The 18,126-nt window shown below is 45.6% G+C and carries 18 protein-coding genes; 5 read left to right on the top strand and 13 right to left on the bottom strand.

Annotated elements, in window-relative coordinates:
* Positions 1-265: 265 nt before the first annotated feature.
* Positions 266-1,132, bottom strand: a complete 867-nt coding sequence (locus tag M3593_RS00475) for a dimethylarginine dimethylaminohydrolase family protein (protein ID WP_144481075.1) — start codon at positions 1,130-1,132, stop codon at positions 266-268.
* A 168-nt stretch (positions 1,133-1,300) separates the two neighbouring features.
* Between M3593_RS00475 and M3593_RS00470 the strand changes: the two genes are divergently transcribed.
* The 5 genes from M3593_RS00470 (at position 1,301) to M3593_RS00450 (ending at position 4,617) form a co-directional block, all read left to right on the top strand.
* On the top strand, positions 1,301-1,444 hold the full coding sequence (locus M3593_RS00470; protein ID WP_251540152.1) for a hypothetical protein: 144 nt from the start codon (positions 1,301-1,303) through the stop codon (positions 1,442-1,444).
* Positions 1,445-1,456: 12 nt separating this feature from the next.
* Positions 1,457-1,603, top strand: coding sequence for a Fur-regulated basic protein FbpA (locus M3593_RS00465; RefSeq protein ID WP_251540150.1), 147 nt, complete (start codon positions 1,457-1,459; stop codon positions 1,601-1,603).
* Positions 1,604-1,681: 78 nt separating this feature from the next.
* Positions 1,682-2,005, top strand: a complete 324-nt coding sequence (locus tag M3593_RS00460) for a MerR family transcriptional regulator (protein WP_251541211.1) — start codon at positions 1,682-1,684, stop codon at positions 2,003-2,005.
* Positions 2,006-2,135: 130 nt separating this feature from the next.
* Positions 2,136-3,455, top strand: coding sequence for an ammonium transporter (locus M3593_RS00455; protein ID WP_251540148.1), 1,320 nt, complete (start codon positions 2,136-2,138; stop codon positions 3,453-3,455).
* A gap of 139 nt (positions 3,456-3,594) precedes the next feature.
* Positions 3,595-4,617, top strand: coding sequence for an LLM class flavin-dependent oxidoreductase (locus M3593_RS00450; protein ID WP_251540147.1), 1,023 nt, complete (start codon positions 3,595-3,597; stop codon positions 4,615-4,617).
* 47 nt (positions 4,618-4,664) lie between these two features.
* Here M3593_RS00450 and coaW read toward each other — a convergent pair whose 3' ends face one another.
* The 12 genes from coaW to M3593_RS00390 all read right to left on the bottom strand — a co-directional run bounded on the left by coaW (position 4,665) and on the right by M3593_RS00390 (position 18,083).
* On the bottom strand, positions 4,665-5,468 hold the full coding sequence (gene coaW / locus M3593_RS00445) for a type II pantothenate kinase (RefSeq protein ID WP_251540145.1): 804 nt from the start codon (positions 5,466-5,468) through the stop codon (positions 4,665-4,667).
* A 240-nt stretch (positions 5,469-5,708) separates the two neighbouring features.
* The gene (locus tag M3593_RS00440) at positions 5,709-6,908 is read right to left on the bottom strand and encodes an ABC transporter substrate-binding protein (RefSeq protein WP_251540143.1); all 1,200 of its coding nucleotides are present in this window, start codon (positions 6,906-6,908) and stop codon (positions 5,709-5,711) included.
* 90 nt (positions 6,909-6,998) lie between these two features.
* Positions 6,999-7,706 carry an ABC transporter ATP-binding protein gene (locus M3593_RS00435; RefSeq protein WP_251540141.1) on the bottom strand — a complete coding sequence of 236 codons (708 nt, stop codon included), beginning with the start codon at positions 7,704-7,706 and terminating at the stop codon, positions 6,999-7,001.
* Entirely contained in the window at positions 7,699-8,463 is a 765-nt protein-coding gene (locus tag M3593_RS00430; RefSeq protein ID WP_251540139.1) for an ABC transporter ATP-binding protein, read from the bottom strand. The genes M3593_RS00435 and M3593_RS00430 overlap by 8 nt, the downstream gene beginning before the upstream one ends.
* A gap of 2 nt (positions 8,464-8,465) precedes the next feature.
* Positions 8,466-9,491 (bottom strand): branched-chain amino acid ABC transporter permease, encoded by a 1,026-nt coding sequence (locus M3593_RS00425; RefSeq protein WP_251540137.1) that lies wholly within the window; start codon positions 9,489-9,491, stop codon positions 8,466-8,468.
* Positions 9,491-10,354, bottom strand: a complete 864-nt coding sequence (locus M3593_RS00420) for a branched-chain amino acid ABC transporter permease (RefSeq protein ID WP_251540135.1) — start codon at positions 10,352-10,354, stop codon at positions 9,491-9,493. Before M3593_RS00420 ends, M3593_RS00425 begins: the two co-directional genes overlap by 1 nt.
* Positions 10,355-10,398: 44 nt before the next feature.
* Complete coding sequence (locus M3593_RS00415) at positions 10,399-12,075, bottom strand: long-chain fatty acid--CoA ligase (protein WP_251540134.1); 1,677 nt, start codon at positions 12,073-12,075, stop codon at positions 10,399-10,401.
* Between the two features lie 23 nt (positions 12,076-12,098).
* On the bottom strand, positions 12,099-13,817 hold the full coding sequence (locus M3593_RS00410; RefSeq protein WP_251540132.1) for an alpha/beta hydrolase fold domain-containing protein: 1,719 nt from the start codon (positions 13,815-13,817) through the stop codon (positions 12,099-12,101).
* A gap of 5 nt (positions 13,818-13,822) precedes the next feature.
* Positions 13,823-14,881 (bottom strand): phosphotransferase family protein, encoded by a 1,059-nt coding sequence (locus M3593_RS00405; protein WP_251540130.1) that lies wholly within the window; start codon positions 14,879-14,881, stop codon positions 13,823-13,825.
* Positions 14,882-14,906: 25 nt separating this feature from the next.
* Positions 14,907-16,076 (bottom strand): thiolase family protein, encoded by a 1,170-nt coding sequence (locus tag M3593_RS00400; RefSeq protein WP_251540128.1) that lies wholly within the window; start codon positions 16,074-16,076, stop codon positions 14,907-14,909.
* A 15-nt stretch (positions 16,077-16,091) separates the two neighbouring features.
* Positions 16,092-16,865 (bottom strand): SDR family oxidoreductase, encoded by a 774-nt coding sequence (locus M3593_RS00395; protein ID WP_251540127.1) that lies wholly within the window; start codon positions 16,863-16,865, stop codon positions 16,092-16,094.
* A 12-nt stretch (positions 16,866-16,877) separates the two neighbouring features.
* Positions 16,878-18,083, bottom strand: a complete 1,206-nt coding sequence (locus M3593_RS00390) for an acyl-CoA dehydrogenase (protein WP_251540125.1) — start codon at positions 18,081-18,083, stop codon at positions 16,878-16,880.
* Between the last annotated feature and the right edge of the window lie 43 nt (positions 18,084-18,126).

Below are 18,126 nucleotides of genomic sequence, written 5' to 3'. Positions count from 1 at the left end.
ACCACGAAAGCTGTCCAAAGTAGCCTCGAGTTCGGCTAGCTTTTCCCCTGCGACGACGAAAGCTGTCCGAAGTAGCTTCAGGTTCGGACAGCTTTTCACCTGCGACCACAAAAGTTGTCCGAAGTAGTCTGAGTTCGAACAACTTTCGCATGCAATCCCCAAAGCTGTCCGAAGTTACCTTTTTTAAATGAAAAAAGCAAATGACGATTGTCACTTGCTTCAGAGTGATATTCTCATAACATAACAATAACTTAGAGGATTAACACTAATGTACATTCCTCTCACGTAAAATGGGCAATGAGCAGCAGCGAAATGAGCCTCCGGATTTAATAATCTCAGTAATATCGACTTCGATTATTTCGAATCCTTTACCCCTGAGTTGCTCATTCACGCCTTTATTCACAGGCAGACTGAGGATCCGTTTGTTTCCAATGCTCAGGACATTGGTCCCAAGTGTAAATTGTTCCTCTTCGCTGACATCAATCAGGTCATAACGGGAGCTGAATAGTTCAATGTCTTCGTCTGTCAATGCTGGGCGATAAATCAATGCTACTTCAGGTGAGACGACGTTGAAAACACAATCAAGATGAAGGTACTCAGCTTTGAAGGAAATAGCTCGCACGTTTAAGTTCGGGAGCAATCCCTTAAGGTGATCCGCCGCCTGCTGGTTGGTCCGATTGCTCAAGCCCACATATACGGTGTCCTGGTCAATGACTACATCGCCACCTTCGATCTGATCACCCAGGAGATTATAATAGGAGATCTCTTCATCCTCTAGCCACTGTTTCAAGACATCCTCCTCACCCTTTCGGACGTCGCTGGCCATATCTGCTACAAAAATAGTTTCACCAAGTGTAAATCCGATGTCCCTTGTGAAGACTTGCTCCGGGAATTTTTTATGGTACGGGAGCAGGATGACCTCTACGCCGTAATTCTTTAATGTATTCACAAATTCATGATGCTGCTCCAAGGCAACTTCGATATGTATGCCTTCATCCTTAAAATGTTTTTGGGTTTCATTTATGACATCGCGGATGGTCATATATTGTGGCTGGCAAAGAATGACTTTCTTAAGTACATCATATTCATTAATGATATACCCTCTATTATTTGGCTGCGTATTCTGTTCCATCACTACTCCTCCTTATGGACAAATCATCATTATAGGTTTTCCGGTTCGCACGCAATTCATTACTTATGCCGTTAAAATCCCTGTCAGATATCCTTCCGAACTTAATGACTGCACAAAAGTTATTCGTTAAGATGAATCAAATTAATTAAAAGAAATGAGGAGATTTCTATGGACGGACAGAAGGAAATGGGTTTGGCGCAATTGATTGTCATGGTTGATCTTTTTCGCGATGAACTGTATGAGCAGCTTTTAGAAAAAGAAGGCATGCGTGATTTAGAAATCCTGCGTGAAGTTCAAAATGACTATTTTTAAGGGGGCTTCTCTGTGTCATTACATTTACGGACAGCTGTTGATAAACTCAAAGACCATTATATCCAGCATTTGATTAAAACAGGGCTTTCGAAAGAAACAGAAAACGAATTAAGGAAATTAACCCTGACAGAATTGAAAAACTTAACAACTGGGCGTTAGTTCTTTCAGTTTTTATTTACAAAATGTCACATCATGTGAGAAAATATAACATAAAAATAATGAAGTGTGGTGATCCTCCTGGCTGCCGATTCCTCCTATAAAGATAAAAAAGTCATTACAATCGGGATTGTTAGTGAACTAACTGGACTTTCAAAACGTCAAATACGTTATTATGAAGAAAGAAAATTAGTTTTTCCTGATCGAACTCCAGGCGGGAGCAGAAGATATTCATTTTCAGATGTAGAATTATTAGTAGAGATAGCCAATAAAATTGAAGACGGCGTACAGACCTATGAAATCAGGCAGGAAATGGTGAAGCAAAAGAAACGAAATGAAGCAGAAGAACATAAGAAAATGATCCAGGGACAAATAAATGCCCGATTTGGTATACGAAAAAAATGAGTGACCTTCGTAAAAGAAGGTTTTTTCTTTTGTCTTAAAAATCGTGTGAGGTTACCTGACATAATTGTGGTTTCATTCTAAATTAAATGACAAAATACATAAAACATCAATAATTAAGGGAGTTGAGCAAATGGATACTGTTTTTTTATTGAATAGTTTATGGGTCATGATTTCGGCAGTATTGGTTATTTTGATGATTGGGGGTTTCATTTTACTTGAAACAGGTTCAACAAGGATGAAAAATGCTGGACATATCGCCGGTAAAACGATTCTAACATTCGGTATTTCCTCCATTGTTTTCTGGGCTGTGGGATATGGATTGATCTTCGGTGAAGGTAATTCGATTTTAGGATTCTCGGATTTCTTTTATTCAGGCTATGATGTTGAAGGGCTTGGCCTTTCAGGATCCGTCTTCTTCCTTTTTCAACTGGCTTTCGCAGGAATTTCGATCACGATTGCTTTTGGGGGGTTTGCTGAAAGGGCGAAATTATCTGTATATGTTGTTTTCGCACTTTTATTCTCCGTACTGGTTTATCCGTTTATTGCTCACTGGATTTGGGGCGGCGGCTGGCTTGCAGAGCATGGGAAACAGGATTTTGCCGGTTCGACTGTCGTTCACCTTACAGGTGCTATGGCCGCACTGGCAGCTACACTCCTGTTGAAACCTCGTTTAGGCAAATATAATCAAGATGGCTCGGCCAATAAAATTGAAGGCCATAACCTCGTATTCACCGCCTTGAGTGTACTCTTCCTTTGGGTGGGCTGGTTTGGTTTCAATGCAGGCAGCACGGTTTCGGTAGATGGTGCATTTTTCGGATTCGTGGCACTGAACACAAATCTTGCAGCCGCGGCTGGTACCATTGCTGCACTTGCTATTTCGTGGATCGTAATGGGAAAGGCTGATATCCCAATGATGCTGAATGGAACACTTGCCGGCCTTGTCGCAATCACCGCTTCCTGTGCCTTTGTTGATACCTGGGCAGCAGTTGTGATTGGATTGGTTGCCGGAATTCTCGTCTTCTACAGCATCAGGTTTTTTGAAAGCAAAAAGATCGATGACCCTATATTTGCTTTATCAGTTCACGGGGCTGCAGGAGTTTGGGGTACCTTATCGACTGGGTTCTTCGCAACTCCAGAATTGGCGACCATCGGAAAACCCGGTTTATTTTATGGCGGAGGGTTTGACCAGCTGGGTGTGCAGGCTCTGGGAGTTTTGGTTTCAGGTGCTTTTGCTTTCATTGTTTCCTATCTCATTTTATTGGGAATGAAAACAGCGATGAATGGCTTGCGAGTTACAGAAGAGGAAGAAAATATTGGGCTGGACATCAGTGAACATGGTAATTACGGATACCCGGAGTTTGTCAATATCGAAGCAAGCATTAGAGAATCCAGCAGCGCTCACAGGAGTGAAAATCCTTCCCTTGTAACGCAGCGGCCTTCCATTAATTAACTGCCAGGCTAACTGTCGATTCAAACCATTTTATTTTGATTACCGAAAGATAATTGTTACTATTGAATTGTATAATCGCTGGGGATGGTTAAAAGCTATTCCTGGCTGTTAATATCATTCAATAAAGGAAGATGCAATTATGACGGACGGCAAACGTTTAAACGATATTAAATTTTCTGTGCTTGATCTTGCTCCAATCATTCAAGGAGGCACAGCTTCAGATTCACTTCAAAATACGCTTGATCTTGCCAGGCATGCGGAACAGTGGGGATATCGCCGCTACTGGCTGGCAGAACATCATAATATGCCTGGAATTGCCAGTTCTGCGACTTCGGTGGTCATCGGACATGTGGCAGCAGGAACATCCACGATCAGGGTTGGCTCCGGCGGTATCATGCTGCCAAACCATGCTCCGCTAGTAATTGCTGAACAATTCGGGACCCTTGAATCTCTCTTCCCGGGCCGGATTGACCTCGGACTCGGACGCGCGCCTGGAACCGACCAGGTGACAGCCTATGCTTTAAGGCGCGAACGACGCAGTGATGGCCAGGACTTTCCTGAGCAATTGGATGAACTTCGAGCATACTTCAACCCGGAACTTGATTCACAATTTCGAAGTGTCCGTGCCATTCCAGGTGAGGGATTGAACATTCCAATCTGGCTGTTGGGATCAAGTGGCTATAGCGCGCAGCTTGCAGGACAACTCGGCTTGCCTTTTTCATTCGCAAGCCACTTCTCTCCCGAAAATACTTTAGGAGCTCTCAAGCTATACCGGAGGAATTTTCAGCCATCTGAAGTATTAGACCAGCCATACGCAATGGTTGGCGTAAATGTGATTGCGGCCGAAACGGATGAGGAAGCAGAGTTTTTGGCCACATCCATGCAGCAGCAATTCCTGAATCTTTTCAGGAATAACCCTAGTCCCCTGCTGCCGCCTGTAAAAGATTTTAATAACCAGGTAAGCGAATATGAAAAAATGCTGCTGGACAGCCGGATCGGTTCCTCGATTGTTGGCGGCCCGCAGACGATTAAAACAAAGCTTCAGGAATTCCTTGATGATACACAGGCAGATGAAATGATCATCAACGCACAAATTTTTGATCACAAAGCCAGATTGAAATCCTTTGAAATTGTCTCTGAAGTATTTAAAGGAAACAGATAAAATTCAACAAAAGAGGAGGAGCCAAAGTGGCTTCTCCTCTTTTGTCACTATGTGAGCATTGCCCCGATCGCCCCGCTGAACTCACCATGTTCCAGAAAAACCGGATCAATTCCAGACATTTTACAATACGTCTCCAGATTTTCCCGGAGGAGTTGATTTCCTGCAAGAGTACTTCCGATAAAGACAGCCTGCTTTATGTTGTGAAGACTAGCAGCCTGGACAGTGAGAAGAATTAACGTTTCAGCGATCATATTGTTAAGGGAAGCCATTTTGTCGGCTGGAGAGCTTGAAGATATCTCTTGTGACTTTGCGAAATTGCTCGCTGTTAATTCACCATGAATCGGGGGTTTTTCCGGATAATAGATATCCTTCACGAGCAGGTCAACATTCCCCTTGTCCCCCTCAGCAGCCAAACTTACCAGTTCGGAAAAGTCATCAGCTTCAGTGAAAATTTTTCCCAGTCCCATAAAAGTACCGCCGCCTATTCCACTGCCGAGAAGCCGTTCATACTGTTCCCCTTTGATTGTAAACCAGGAAGTGCCTGTCCCTATGTTGACAAGTATGTAAGGTTCGCTAGCAGTAATCGCTTCCTTCATTTTCAAATGCTTGCAGCCTTCGCATACAGCAGAAAATTCATCGACCACCTTTGCCTCGGGAAAATATTTGGCTTGAATGGTTCCTGCCTTTCCGCCTGTCAGATAAATTGGCTTATTTGAGGCAGTGATTTTCAGCCACTGCAATGCCTCATCCAGTTCTGAATTGGGCTGTTTTCGGAAATGCATTCTCCCATTTTCTTCAAATGCAATTTTGATTAGTGATCCTCCTGCATCAATTCCAATCCTATTATTCATGCTAACCGCTCCTTTCAGGAACCGTACTGGCGATTTCTTATTTCTTATTGTATGTCTTCGGAAAACATGAAAGCAACGAAAAAGCGGCAGTTCATCTGAACTGCCGCTTCGATCTTTATTTGCCTCGCTTCAATAATTTTCAATTATACTTTTTAGAAACAAAAACTGCCTCACAACAAACCTTTGTTTTTACTCTAACCCGGCTACTCAAAAAAAGTATCTGCTTTTTCTTAAAGCAAATTAATCTGCTTTGATTGGAACGATTTTTCCATCCTCAATTGCCGCAACAATCAATTCACCTTCAAATCCGCCATTTGGGTCGATTTTTGGAATGACATAAACTTTTTTGTCCTCTGGCAGATTATCCAGCCCATCCTGCATATGGGCCATGATTTTTTCGGGGTCATCCACAGACCCTGCTGCTTTTATGGCTTCAGCGAAAACATGCATGGCAATGTAATTCAAGCCAGCTTCAGAGCCGGGATCCTCTTTGTATTTTGCATTGTAGTTCTTTACAAACTCGGGAATGCCGGGACTTTCGGAATTGACTAGCGGCATGACACCGATTGCGCCGTTCAGGACGTCATACGTACCTGTCACCTTCTTCATTTCATCGAACTTTGCCTGGTCCATCACGATAAAACCACCCTTGAAGCCAAGTTCCCTGGCCTGCTTGGCGACTTTTGCAGTTGGTTCAGACGGTCCGCCGATAAAAAGTACATCTGGTTTTTCCTTTAGTGCATTTGTGATGATGGTAAAGAAATCTGTATCCTTGGCAAAGTCGATTGATGAATTGTACACCACTTCACCACCAGATTTTTCCCAGTGAGGCTGCAGCTTTTCAGCCCAATCCTTTCCATACTGAGATGAAGTTGGCAGGAATGCGATTTTTTTGCCGAACTTCTCCATCGTATAATTCGTGAATGGCTCAAGATAGCCATCATAACGAGGAGGGATCCTCACCGTTAATTTATTCCCGACTTCCGTTACCTTTGGTTCACTTGTGTATGCGCCAATAATGAATTTATCCTGCTGGTTGAACACCTGCAAAGCAGCCACGCCGCCGCTGTGCGGGGTAAAAATGATGGGTGTCTTATTTTCCTGCATGAGTCTTTTAGCATTCGCACCGGCTTCATTAGGCAAATACTTGTCGTCCAGGGAGACAACATTGAATTTATACTTCTTGCCATTCACTTCAATTCCGCCGGCATTGTTGATTTCCTCAGTTGCCATCTGGACACCGTTCAATGTCCTTTCTCCATAAAACGCGGCAGGTCCGCTCAGCGGTCCAGTATATCCAATATTGATTGTCCCTTCACCAGATGCTGCTTCAGAACCCTTTCCTCCTGTATCTGTTTTTTCTGAGCTGTTGCAAGCGGCTAGACTGAAAATTAAGGCAAACATCACACTTAAGACCAACACCAATTTGGACTTCTTCATTGGTTTTCCCCCTTGAGTTTGAATTTTCAATATTCAGAAATTTATATTTGTACTGCTAGCCAACCACCTCCCCAAAAGAAAGAAGCAGTTCTAGGCACCGATATATGCCTTTTTTATTTCATCATTAGCAAACAATTCATCAGAAGTCCCTTCCAGTACTACAGATCCGTTTTCGAATACATAGCCTTTATCTGCAATTTTCAAGGCAGCATTCGCATTTTGTTCGGCCAGAAGGATTGTCGTTCCCTCCCGATTGATGGTCTGGATCACGTCAAACATTTGCTCAACAATAAGTGGTGCAAGTCCGATAGACGGCTCATCAAGAAGCAGCAATTTTGGCTTTGCCATCAACGCCCTCCCAATTGCAAGCATCTGCTGCTGCCCCCCGCTGAGTGAACCTGCCATATCATGCTGTTTTTCTTCCAGGATCGGAAACAGTTCAAACACATGATTCATCGATTCCTTTATTCCTTTTTTATGCTTTCTATGGACATAAGCGCCCATTCTCAAATTCTCCTGAATGGTCATTGATGGAAACAGCTTTCGGCCTTCCGCGCATTGGGCAATTCCTGATTGGACGATTCTATCCGGTGTGGTTTTGTTCAGGGATTTTCCCTCAAACAGAATGTCTCCTGAAGAAACTTTATTCAATCCGCTGATTGTCTTGAAAATTGTACTTTTCCCGGCACCATTGGCACCCAGAAGGACAACGATTTCCCCTTTAGAGACATCGAGGTTCACCTTGTCTACCGCTGTGTAGCTCCCATAATTCACTTTAACATCTCGCAGTTTAAGCACTGGCGCTCCCTCCCAGGTAGGCCTTGATTACAGTAGGATTATTCCTGATTTCTTCTGCATTTCCCTCGGCGATTTTTTCTCCGTAATTGAGGACCATTATTTTATCTGCAAGCTTCATGATCATTTGCATTTTGTGCTCAATCAAACAGACAGTAATCCCTTTATCAGCCATTTTTTTCATCAAAAGAGCCAATCCCTCTGTCTCATCAGGATTCACACCAGCTGCAGGCTCATCAAGGAACACAATTTCAGGATCTGTTGCTAATGCCAGCGCAAATGCCGTCCGTTTCTTTTCTTCCTGCGTGAGGCTTCCAACAAGTTTGTCAGCCACTTTTTCCAATCCTGCAAATTCGATTACTTCAAACGCCTTTTCGCGGCATTTCTCTTCTTCCCGCTTTAATCTTTTCGATCTGAACACTGCATCGAGCAAATTGGAGTTTGTCCTCAATCGATGTCCTACGATCACATTGTCAAGGACAGTGGATTGTTCAAACAGATTGGTAGTTTGAAAGGTACGTGCTATACCCAGTTCTGCAATTTTATTTGATGGCAGATTTGTAATATCCCTGCCTTTAAAAATAATATGGCCTGATGTAGGAGGGTGAAAGCCGCTGATGAGATTGAAAAAAGTGGACTTGCCAGCTCCATTCGGACCTATGATCGCATTGATTTTTCCTTTTTCAATCGAAAAATCAACATCGTTAACAGCTGTCAAACCGCCAAATTTCTTCGTTAAATTCTTCGTTTCCAGGAACATCCTTACCCCTCCTTCACCTGTTTGTCTGTACTGATCGTATTTTGTGAATATCCCTCTTTTATCTCAGCTTTATGCAGCTTCTTTTCGGCGCGCTTTAAGCTCCAGCCGCCAATTGCCCCTGCGATTCCCCGAGGGTAAAATATGACCAGGAGTGTCAGCACAGGTCCGAAAATGAGCATCCGGTAATCCTGAAGGAACTGCAGCTGCTGGGAAATCCATACAACCAAAACGGTGCCGACAATAGGTCCGGATAACGTGCCGATCCCGCCAATCAGGAGGTATGTCAGCAAATCAAATGTGATAACGATATTTCCGATATCTGGCCCGATGAAACGGATGAATGACGCATATAGAGCTCCTGACAGTCCGGCGAAAAAAGTGGAAAGCACGAAAACTTCCAATTTATTTTTCATTGTTGAGATTCCGATAGTCTGCGCAAGGTCTTCACTATTGCGAATCGCAATATACGTCCTTCCGGTCAGGGAATGCACGATTCGATAAACAAACAGGATCACGAGAAGCAATATGGCCAAAACAAGATAATATTGTGACAGGGATGACTCGAATGAGATCGGTCCAATATTTGCCGGCGCGGGGATACCGATCAAACCGCGGACGCCTTCTGTCAAACTGTCCCATTTATCAATGACAAGGTAGATGATATACCCGACACATAGGGTATAGATGGCGAAGAAATGTTCCTTGGTCCTTAGGGCAATGACACCGACTAAAAATCCAATAATTGAGGTGATAAGAAGCGACAGAACAAAAGCAAGCCAGAAATTTATCTGGGCCTTTACCGTCAGGAGGCCCAATGAATACGCACCGATCGCAAAGAACCCAGCATGCGCCAGCGAGAGATAGCCTGTATAGCCCGCCAATAGGTTAAGCCCATAGACACCGATCATCCAGATGAACGACAGAGTCATTACATGGATGAAATAATCATTTTGGGTAACGAATGGAAAGGCAATCGCAAATAACAAAAGTGCAAGTATAATAGTACGTTTATTGATTACCTTCGCCATCAATGTCCCCCCTTGGCAAACAGGCCGGTTGGTTTTACTGTTAAAATGATGACCAGCAGGATGAACGCTATGATGTCTTTGTAATCATTAGAAATGTACGTGGCGCCGAGACTTTCACTGAAACCTAAAATATAGCCTCCAATAATCGCTCCGGGAATGCTGCCCATCCCTCCCAGAATGATGATGACAAAAGCCTTTAAGATTACCAGCTGGCCCATTCCAGGAAAAACGAGATTTATAGGCGCTGCAAGAGAGCTGGCTATTGCTGCAAGCCCTCCGGATATCAGGAATGTTAGCATTGCCACGCGGTTAGTATTGATTCCTACAAGATTCGCTCCATCCCGTTCCTGGGACATCGCAATGATCGTCGCACCCGTGAACGTCTTTTTCAGGAACAGGTAAAGCATTACCATCACTCCAATTGCTGCAATGATGATCAGCAGTCTTTGCATCGTGAAGGTCAGGCCGAACACCTGGACGACCTGGCCGTAAGGTGTCGGCATCATTTGGTAATCCGCGCCCCAGATGAATTGCGCGAAGGCTTCCAAAAATAACAGAATTCCAATTGCTGCGATTTTGTCATGAATCGGCGGGGCATGTCTTAAGGGATGGAAGACCAGTCGCTCCATCAGAACGCCGATTAATCCTACCGCGATGACAGAAACAAGAATGGCCAGCCAGTAATGAAGGCCGTATTGCACCATCATCATCAAGGTGATATATCCACCCATCATGTATAAAGCGCCATGGGCAAAGTTCGGGATATGAAGGATACCGTAAACAAGAGTGAGTCCAAGAGCGACAAGAGCATAAACACTGCCAATGGTAAGGCCATTGAACAGCTGCTGAACCAAAATCTCCATCAAGATCCTCCTTATAATTTAATAGCTGACGTGACGGAGCCTTTTTACCTCACCTGATTTTCAGCTTTTTCCCTCTCTTCCTCCTGAAGCTTCCGCCACAGGATCTTGCCGCTGCTGGTCATTGGGAATTGCGTCCTGAATTCTACCTCGCGAGGGTATTTATAAGCCGCCATATGCTGTTTGGACCATTCAATGATTTCTTCTTCGCTGATTTTGCCTTCATATCCATCATTTAAAATGACAAATGCTTTTACCGATTCGCCCCTTCTTGGGTCAGGTATTCCTACTACAACTGCTTGCTGGATGGCCGGATGCTTGTAAAGGTAAGATTCAACCTCTGTAGGCCAAACCTTATATCCAGATGCGTTGATCATCCTTTTAACACGGTCGACCATGAAATAGTAGCCTTCTTCATCATACCGGCCAATATCGCCTGTCCGGAAAAACTTCTTGCCATCAATCTCAATGAAGGAATTCCTGTTTTCGTCCTCCCTGTTGTAGTAGCCGACCATCACCTGTAGGCCATTTACGACAATTTCTCCTGCTTCACCAGGACCAAGTTCTTTTCCCGTAGCCGGTTCAATAACCCTCGCGTCTACGTCGAAGGATGGAATCCCAAGGCACTGCATTTTAGGACGATCTGGCGGATTGAAGTGTGTTTGGGCGATTGTTTCGGAAAGTCCATATCCTTCTACAAATCGCAGGCCAGTAAGTTTGTAAAGCTTTTCCCCCACTGCTTCTGGAAGAGCTGCACCCCCGCCTGATATCGATGTCAACGTGGCAATATCTTTTGGGTCCAGTTTTGGATTTGCCAGGAAATCGACAATCATCGTAGCGATCGCTACCCAGTTCGTGCATCCCTGGGATTTAATCAGTTCCACGGCTGCCTCCCGGTTCCATCTCGTCATCAGGACCATCGTGCTTCCGGAAAAAATCGGCATATGCATGCTGTGTACCATCCCGGTCACATGGAATAATGGCAGTGTCATAAGGTGAACGGCACTTGTTGTGGAGCTGGACCAGTGATAGGCACCGATGGTATTCGCCTGGACGGTCCGATTGGTATGCATGCAGCCTTTTGGAAGCCCGGTTGTCCCGGATGTATACGGAAGCACTACAATATCATCCGCTTTTGACGTATGGGTCCCTGGCTCATATTGTGCTGCAATGGCTTCTTTCCAATGGAAGTGCACTGGCTGTTCGTAAACTACCCTGGCTGCCTCGACCTCTGGAGGCACGACACCGTTAAAATCCCCTCCTTTGTAATCAGAATAGGCAGCAACCACGACATTCTGTAATGGGGTAGAACCAATCAGCGGCTCAACTTTGTCATAAAGCTCCTGCCCAACCAACGCCGAAGTAATCTCACAATCTTTAATGTAAAAGCTCAATTCATCTGCAGTCAGCATTGGATTGATGGGCACGACGACTGCATCAGCTCGTGAAATTGCATAGAATCCAATGACGAACTGGGGAGAATTTTGCATGAATAATAAAACTCTGTCTCCCTTTGCAACCCCAAGTTTCTGCTGGAGGAATCCAGCAAGCGAATTAACTTCTTCGTTAAGCTCACTGTATGAGATGGCGTTTCCATAGTAATAGATTGCGCTTTGGTCCGGATATCTCTCCGCACTGACTTTAAGATTTTCATAGAGTGAGGTTTCGGGCAATGTCAGTGATTTAGAGATTTTCGGCCAGTGATCAAAGTGTAGATTAGGCATCGTCTAGTCCTCCTCAAAGATTATTATTCAACCGGTTTAAGAGCACTTCTTTTTTTAATGGCTTCCGCAGCAGCCTTGATTGCTTCCTTTCCATCGGGCAAATATTCAGTCATCCCAAGGAAACCATGGAGCATCCCCGGAGCGCAGACATACTCGGTTTCTACGCCTGCATTCTTTAATTTCGCAGCAAAATGCTCTCCGCCATCACATAGTGGATCAAGCTCCGCAGTCAGGATATAAGCCGGCGGCAGCAGCGGGGTAATCTCATCTGGGATCAACAACGGCGCGGCCAGTGGATTTTGCGTATCTTCAGGTGAGTTTAAGTATTGTTCGCGGAACCAGGTCATTGTAGACTTGGTCAAATAATAGCCTTCACCGTATTTTTCATAGGATGGAGTATATTCAAAGCCTGTAGACGGGTAAAACAACATTTGATAAGCAGTCGACGGTGTCTGTCTCTGGACAGCAAGGTAACTTACCACTGCTGCCAGGTTTCCTCCCGCGCTATCTCCTGCGACAGCGATAAAGTTTTCATCGATGTTCATTTCATCAGCGTTTTCAAACACCCATTTGGCAGCTAGATATGAATCCTCGACTGCAACCGGGAACTTGCTTTCAGGTGCAAGACTATAATCCACGGAAACTACGATACATCCAGCTTCATTGGATAAAGTGTGGCAAAGGGCATCATGTGTTTCGATATTGCCGATCACCCAGCCGCCTCCATGGTAGTAGACAATCGCGGGAAGCTTGGTTCCATCTGTTCCGTCTGGTGAATAAAGTCTTATCTTAATCTCATCCTTGTATCCCTGGATTTTGAAATCCTTTGTGTTTGCAAGTTTCTCAGCCTTGCTCATAAGTTTTGCAGACTGTTCAAACCCCTTTCTTGCTTCTGCAAGCGGAAGCTGCTCCAAGGGCGGCACTGGATTTTGAGCATAGGCTTCAAGCAACGCTTTTACTTCCGGCTTCAATGACATACTTTCCTCTCCTTTTTTGTAAACGCTATCATTTGCCGCGTCAATAATCCTCTTTCTGTCTATCAGTATTGGAACCGTGGCAAAAACATTTTGCTGTGAAACAAATTCAATTTCCTGGTCAAAGCCATGTTTACTTAGCATCCGGCCGACTCTGGAGTCTTTTAGAATATCATCACTGTTTTGATTGTGGGCATGGTAGAAACAGCGCGCGGCATAAGCAGAATCCGTCAGGAAAAATTCCTTGTCATATTCCTTTATAAGGCAGTCAATGAAGCATCCGGCTCCATGGAAATCCTCTACATTGAACTCGTTCGAAGAACCAGAACAGACGACGACAATCGTCTCTCCCTGGTAATCTTTTAAAATATGATTGGCTACTGCCTTGCAGTTCATCAGCGACACTGCATAAACAGCCTTTGCTTCTGATGAATTTTTAAGCGCAACGGTTCCATTGGTGGTCGACAGGATGACGGACTTACCCTCGATTTTTTCTCTCAATTCCAGAGGATTTGGTGACAGAAACCCATCGATTGTTTTCCCCTGATACTCGCCGACGAGTAAGAAACGTTCTTTTTCCCTGTCTTCAGCTTCTTTTTCCGCTTCCTTTCCATCAAGGACCGGAATCACTTCTTTGGCACCGAACTCCAGAGCAGAGGTGATCGTGGAAGTTGCCAGAAGAACATCAAAGACGACAGCGATTTTGTTATCGGCCATTTTTTGCGTGTCGATGTCTTCTTTTTTTAGCAAAAGGTGAATCTTCATCATGTCCTTCACCCTTTCTTTGTTGCGGTATATAACGCATATTGAATCAGGCTGCTGACAAATGTATCAAGATGCGCAAACCGGCTATCCTTTGTCTGGCCCTTTTTCCACCTGTAATAAATTTGCTGGCAGATCACCGCAAGCTTGAAATAAGCAAATGTTTGGTAAAAATTCATGTTCGCAAGGTCCGTGCCGCTTTTCCTCGCATACCGCTCCATGAAGTCATTACGGGTCATAAACCCGGGTATCACTGTGACCGGAGGTTTTCCCATCCCTCTTTTTAACAAATCGGAATCGTCCGGTTGAATCCAGTAGCTCATCGCCACACTCAGATCGGCCAACGGGTCACCTACCGTCGTCATCTCCCAGTCGAAAAGACCGACCATCTTCGTTAAATCCTCATTGAACATGGAATTATTCAGTTTATAATCGTAATGAATGATCGCTGGCGTTTTGGATTCCGAAACATTCTTCAGCATCCATTGCTTTAAGTGCTCCACGCCCTCGACAATATCTGTTTCCGCCCGCTCATAACGGCGAATCCAACCGATGACCTGCCGTTCCATGAAGCCTTCAGGTTTTGTCATTTCGGTAAGCCTGGTCTTCGTATAATCGATGCTGTGCAGCTCAACAAGGTGGTCGACCATCGTTTCCGAAAGGGATCTGCACATTTCATCAGTCGGCATGATGCCTTCAGGAAAGTCCGTATCAAGGACTATGCCGCGCTTTCTTTCCATCACGAAAAACGGACTGCCGATGACATTTTCATCAGCAAATAAATAGGGCCTAGGAGCAGCCGCAAAGTGAGGGCTGATCTCTTTAAGGATCTTGTACTCCCTTTCCATATCATGCGCTTTTGGCGCAACAGGACCGAGAGGCGGACGCCTTAAAACCGCCTCCCATTCTCCGATTTTCAGCTGGTAGGTGAGATTTGATTTACCGAAACTGAACTGGTCGATTGTTAGAATGCCTTCTGGAAGATCAGGCAATTGCTCCCTCAGGTACTTTTCGATAACACTTGTATCTAGCTCTTCTCCTTGCCTGATCGGTATCGTATCAGAAGCCATAAGTGCCATTCCTCCTTTTGAAAATTTATTCACGTTCAATAATAGCCGCGATTCCCTGGCCACCGCCGATGCAGGCCGTAATCATTGCGTAACGCCCGCCTCTTCTTTCAAGCTCATAGACGGCTTTTGTCATCAGGATCGCTCCAGTAGCACCCAGTGGATGGCCATGGGCAATCGCACCGCCATTCACGTTGACCTTTTCCATATCCATATTGAGCTCCCGGTCGCAGGCAATCACCTGGGCTGCGAAAGCTTCGTTAATTTCAATCAGATCCATGTCGTCAAGATTAAGACCTGATCTTTCAAGAACTTTTCTAACGGCTGGTACAGGACCGATGCCCATGATGTTCGGGTCGACCCCTGCTATTGCCTGTTCCCTGATCACGGCCATCGGTTTCACACCTAATTCCTGAGCTTTCTCTCTTGACATTATGACTAGTGCGGCTGCAGCATCATTCAAGCCGGAACTGCTGCCGGCTGTAACCGTTCCTCCCTGTAAAAAGGCTGGCGGCAACTTGGAAAGTGCTTCAATTGTCGTTTGCGGCCTTGGGTGTTCATCCTTTTTAAAAACGATTGGCTCCCCTTTTCGGACCGGAATCGTGATTGGAACAATTTGCTTGTCAAAACGTCCATCAGCCATCGCGGCAGCCATTTTATGCTGGCTTGCCAGGGCGAATTCATCCTGTTCTTCTCTTGAGATCGAGTACTTTTCTGCAAGGTTTTCTGCTGTGATGCCCATTGGCGGATTGCCGATTTCCTCCGGTGACAGCCGGGACTTCCGGAAGCTTGGGGGAACGGGGCTGTATGGTTTGTCGGGTTTATCCATCAAGTATGGTGCACGGCTCATGCTTTCAATCCCGCCTGCAATATAGATATCCCCATCACCTGCCCTGATCGCCTGGGCCGCGAGAGTAACTGCGTTGATTCCCGATCCGCACTGCCGGTCAATCGTCAGGCCGGGCAATTCGAGTGATAGTCCTGTTTGCAGGGCGGTCAGCCGGGCAATATTGCCTCCACCGCTGATGACATTCCCCATGATTATATCTTCGATCATTTCAGGCTGGACACTCGCCCTCCTGATAGCTTCCTTTATGACTTCTGCTCCAAAGACATGGGCAGGTACCGTGGCAAGCGCTCCGCCCTGCCTGCCGATGGCTGACCTGACGGCCGAAACGATTACAGCTTCTCTTTTCAAAGCAGTATCCCCCTTCTAAAGAACATGTGTCCCGCCATCCACTACGACTATGTCTCCCGTGATGTGGTCTGAAGCCGGTGCCGCCAGGAATACAGCGACTCCCTTAAGGTCAGTATCAGAGCCGAATTTCCTTAGTGGCGTTCCTTCGAGAATCGCCTGGCCGCCTTTTTCCAGCAGCCCTTTTGACATCTTTGTCGGAAAAAATCCAGGTGCTATTGCATTGACGTAGATGCCACGCGGTCCCCATTTTACTGCCAGGTCTTTTGTAAAAGTAATGACGGCTCCCTTGCTGGCGTTATAGCCGATCGCATCCATCACCTTTGGGTTTGAACCTTTTAATCCCGCCACTGATGCAATATTGATGATTTTGCCTGAACCTTGCTCTAGCATGACTTTACCTGCTGTCTGTGACATTAGGAATGTTCCAGTCACATTGACATTCATTACCTTTTGCCAGGCCTCCAGCGGCATCTCTTCCGCCGGCGCCCCCCATGATGCTCCGCTGTTATTGACGAGAATATCGATCCGGCCGAATTTCTCAACAGTTTGGTCTACGACATTTTTCACGTCTTCCGGGTTCGTGATGTCACATTTCAAAGCAAGAGATTCAACACCGATTTCCTTTAGTTTTTGGCTTACTTCCTCACATGCTTCGACTCGTCGCGAACAGACGACAACATTGGCTCCTGCTTCAGCAAAACCCACAGCGATCTGTTCGCCGAGACCGCGTCCGCCCCCAGTGACAATGGCGACTTTTCCTTTTAGTGAAAATAATTCTGATACATGCATTGCTGCTCCCCCTTACATATATTTTTTCAGTTCGTACCTTGCGATTGCGCGTTTGTGCACTTCATCCGGCCCATCCGCCAGCCTCAATGTCCTGATATTCGCCCAGGAAGCAGCTAGTGTGGTATCATCACTTACCCCGGCTGCGCCAAAAGCCTGAATCGCCCTGTCGATGATTTTCAACGCCATATTTGGCGCAACGACCTTGATCATCGCAATTTCTGCTTTCGCTTCTTTGTTTCCGACCGTATCCATCATGTAGGCAGCTTTCAATGTCAGGAGTCTGGACTGCTCAATATCGATTCGTGCTTCCGCGATCCATTCCTGGATGACCCCCTGCTCGGCAAGTTTTTTTCCAAAAGCGGTTCTCTCCAGGACCCGTTTGCTCATTTCTTCAAGCGCTCTTTCAGCCGCTCCAATTGTCCTCATGCAGTGGTGGATCCTGCCAGGACCAAGACGCCCCTGGGCAATCGCAAAGCCTTTCCCTTCATCCCAAAGCATATTGGAAGCAGGCACTCTGACATTCTTGTATTCTATTTCGGCATGGCCATGCGGAGCATGATCATAACCAAAGACTGGCAGAATTCTCTTAATTGTCACTCCCGGACTATCCAGCGGAACGAGAATCATAGATTGCTGCTCATGCTTTGGAGCATTTGGGTCATTTTTGCCCATTACGATCGCAATCTTGCAGCGCGGATCGCCGGCACCAGATGACCACCATTTTGTCCCGTTAATGACATACTCGTCACCATCGCGAAGGATGCTTGCCTGGATATTCGTTGCATCAGATGAAGCGACATCCGGCTCCGTCATGGAGAAGCAGGAACGAATCTCGCCGTCCAAAAGCGGTTTCAGCCATTGTTCTTTATGCTCTTCAGTTCCGTAACGGACCAGCACTTCCATATTCCCCGTATCCGGTGCAGCACAATTGAATACCTCTGGCGCGATGCTGGACCTTCCCATGATTTCGCAGAGGGGAGCGTATTCGAGATTTGTCAGTCCTTCACCATATTCGCTCTCTGGCAAAAACAGATTCCAAAGACCTTTTTCTTTTGCCTTTGCCTTCAGTTCTTCCATGATCGGAGGAACTCTTGAAAAAGGGTCATTCTTGTCAATTTGTTCTTTATACACCTGTTCATTCGGGTAGATGTATTCATCCATGAACTCCGTCAGCCTGGCCTGGTATCCCTTGACCTTTTCTGTATAATCAAAATTCATTTAGTCCACCTCTTTCTTTTTGTCTCTTGCATACTAACTAGTA

The sequence above is a fragment of the Mesobacillus sp. MER 48 genome (assembly GCF_023714225.1).
Classification (GTDB): Bacteria; Bacillota; Bacilli; order Bacillales; family Cytobacillaceae; genus Mesobacillus; species Mesobacillus oceanisediminis_A.
Note: the sequence above shows the minus strand (reverse complement) of the source record. Positions and strands in the feature narration are given on the sequence as shown.

Bases quoted from the DNA above. Each gene is read 5' to 3' on its own strand.
- M3593_RS00475 (WP_144481075.1), bottom strand. From the start codon at position 1,132: ATGGAACAGAATACGCAGCCAAATAATAGAGGGTATATCATTAATGAA.
- M3593_RS00470 (WP_251540152.1), top strand. From the start codon at position 1,301: ATGGACGGACAGAAGGAAATGGGTTTGGCGCAATTGATTGTCATGGTT.
- M3593_RS00455 (WP_251540148.1), top strand. From the start codon at position 2,136: ATGGATACTGTTTTTTTATTGAATAGTTTATGGGTCATGATTTCGGCA.
- M3593_RS00450 (WP_251540147.1), top strand. From the start codon at position 3,595: ATGACGGACGGCAAACGTTTAAACGATATTAAATTTTCTGTGCTTGAT.
- coaW (WP_251540145.1), bottom strand. From the start codon at position 5,468: ATGAATAATAGGATTGGAATTGATGCAGGAGGATCACTAATCAAAATT.
- M3593_RS00440 (WP_251540143.1), bottom strand. From the start codon at position 6,908: ATGAAGAAGTCCAAATTGGTGTTGGTCTTAAGTGTGATGTTTGCCTTA.
- M3593_RS00430 (WP_251540139.1), bottom strand. From the start codon at position 8,463: ATGTTCCTGGAAACGAAGAATTTAACGAAGAAATTTGGCGGTTTGACA.
- M3593_RS00425 (WP_251540137.1), bottom strand. From the start codon at position 9,491: ATGGCGAAGGTAATCAATAAACGTACTATTATACTTGCACTTTTGTTA.
- M3593_RS00420 (WP_251540135.1), bottom strand. From the start codon at position 10,354: ATGGAGATTTTGGTTCAGCAGCTGTTCAATGGCCTTACCATTGGCAGT.
- M3593_RS00415 (WP_251540134.1), bottom strand. From the start codon at position 12,075: ATGCCTAATCTACACTTTGATCACTGGCCGAAAATCTCTAAATCACTG.
- M3593_RS00410 (WP_251540132.1), bottom strand. From the start codon at position 13,817: ATGATGAAGATTCACCTTTTGCTAAAAAAAGAAGACATCGACACGCAA.
- M3593_RS00405 (WP_251540130.1), bottom strand. From the start codon at position 14,881: ATGGCTTCTGATACGATACCGATCAGGCAAGGAGAAGAGCTAGATACA.
- M3593_RS00395 (WP_251540127.1), bottom strand. From the start codon at position 16,865: ATGCATGTATCAGAATTATTTTCACTAAAAGGAAAAGTCGCCATTGTC.
- M3593_RS00390 (WP_251540125.1), bottom strand. From the start codon at position 18,083: ATGAATTTTGATTATACAGAAAAGGTCAAGGGATACCAGGCCAGGCTG.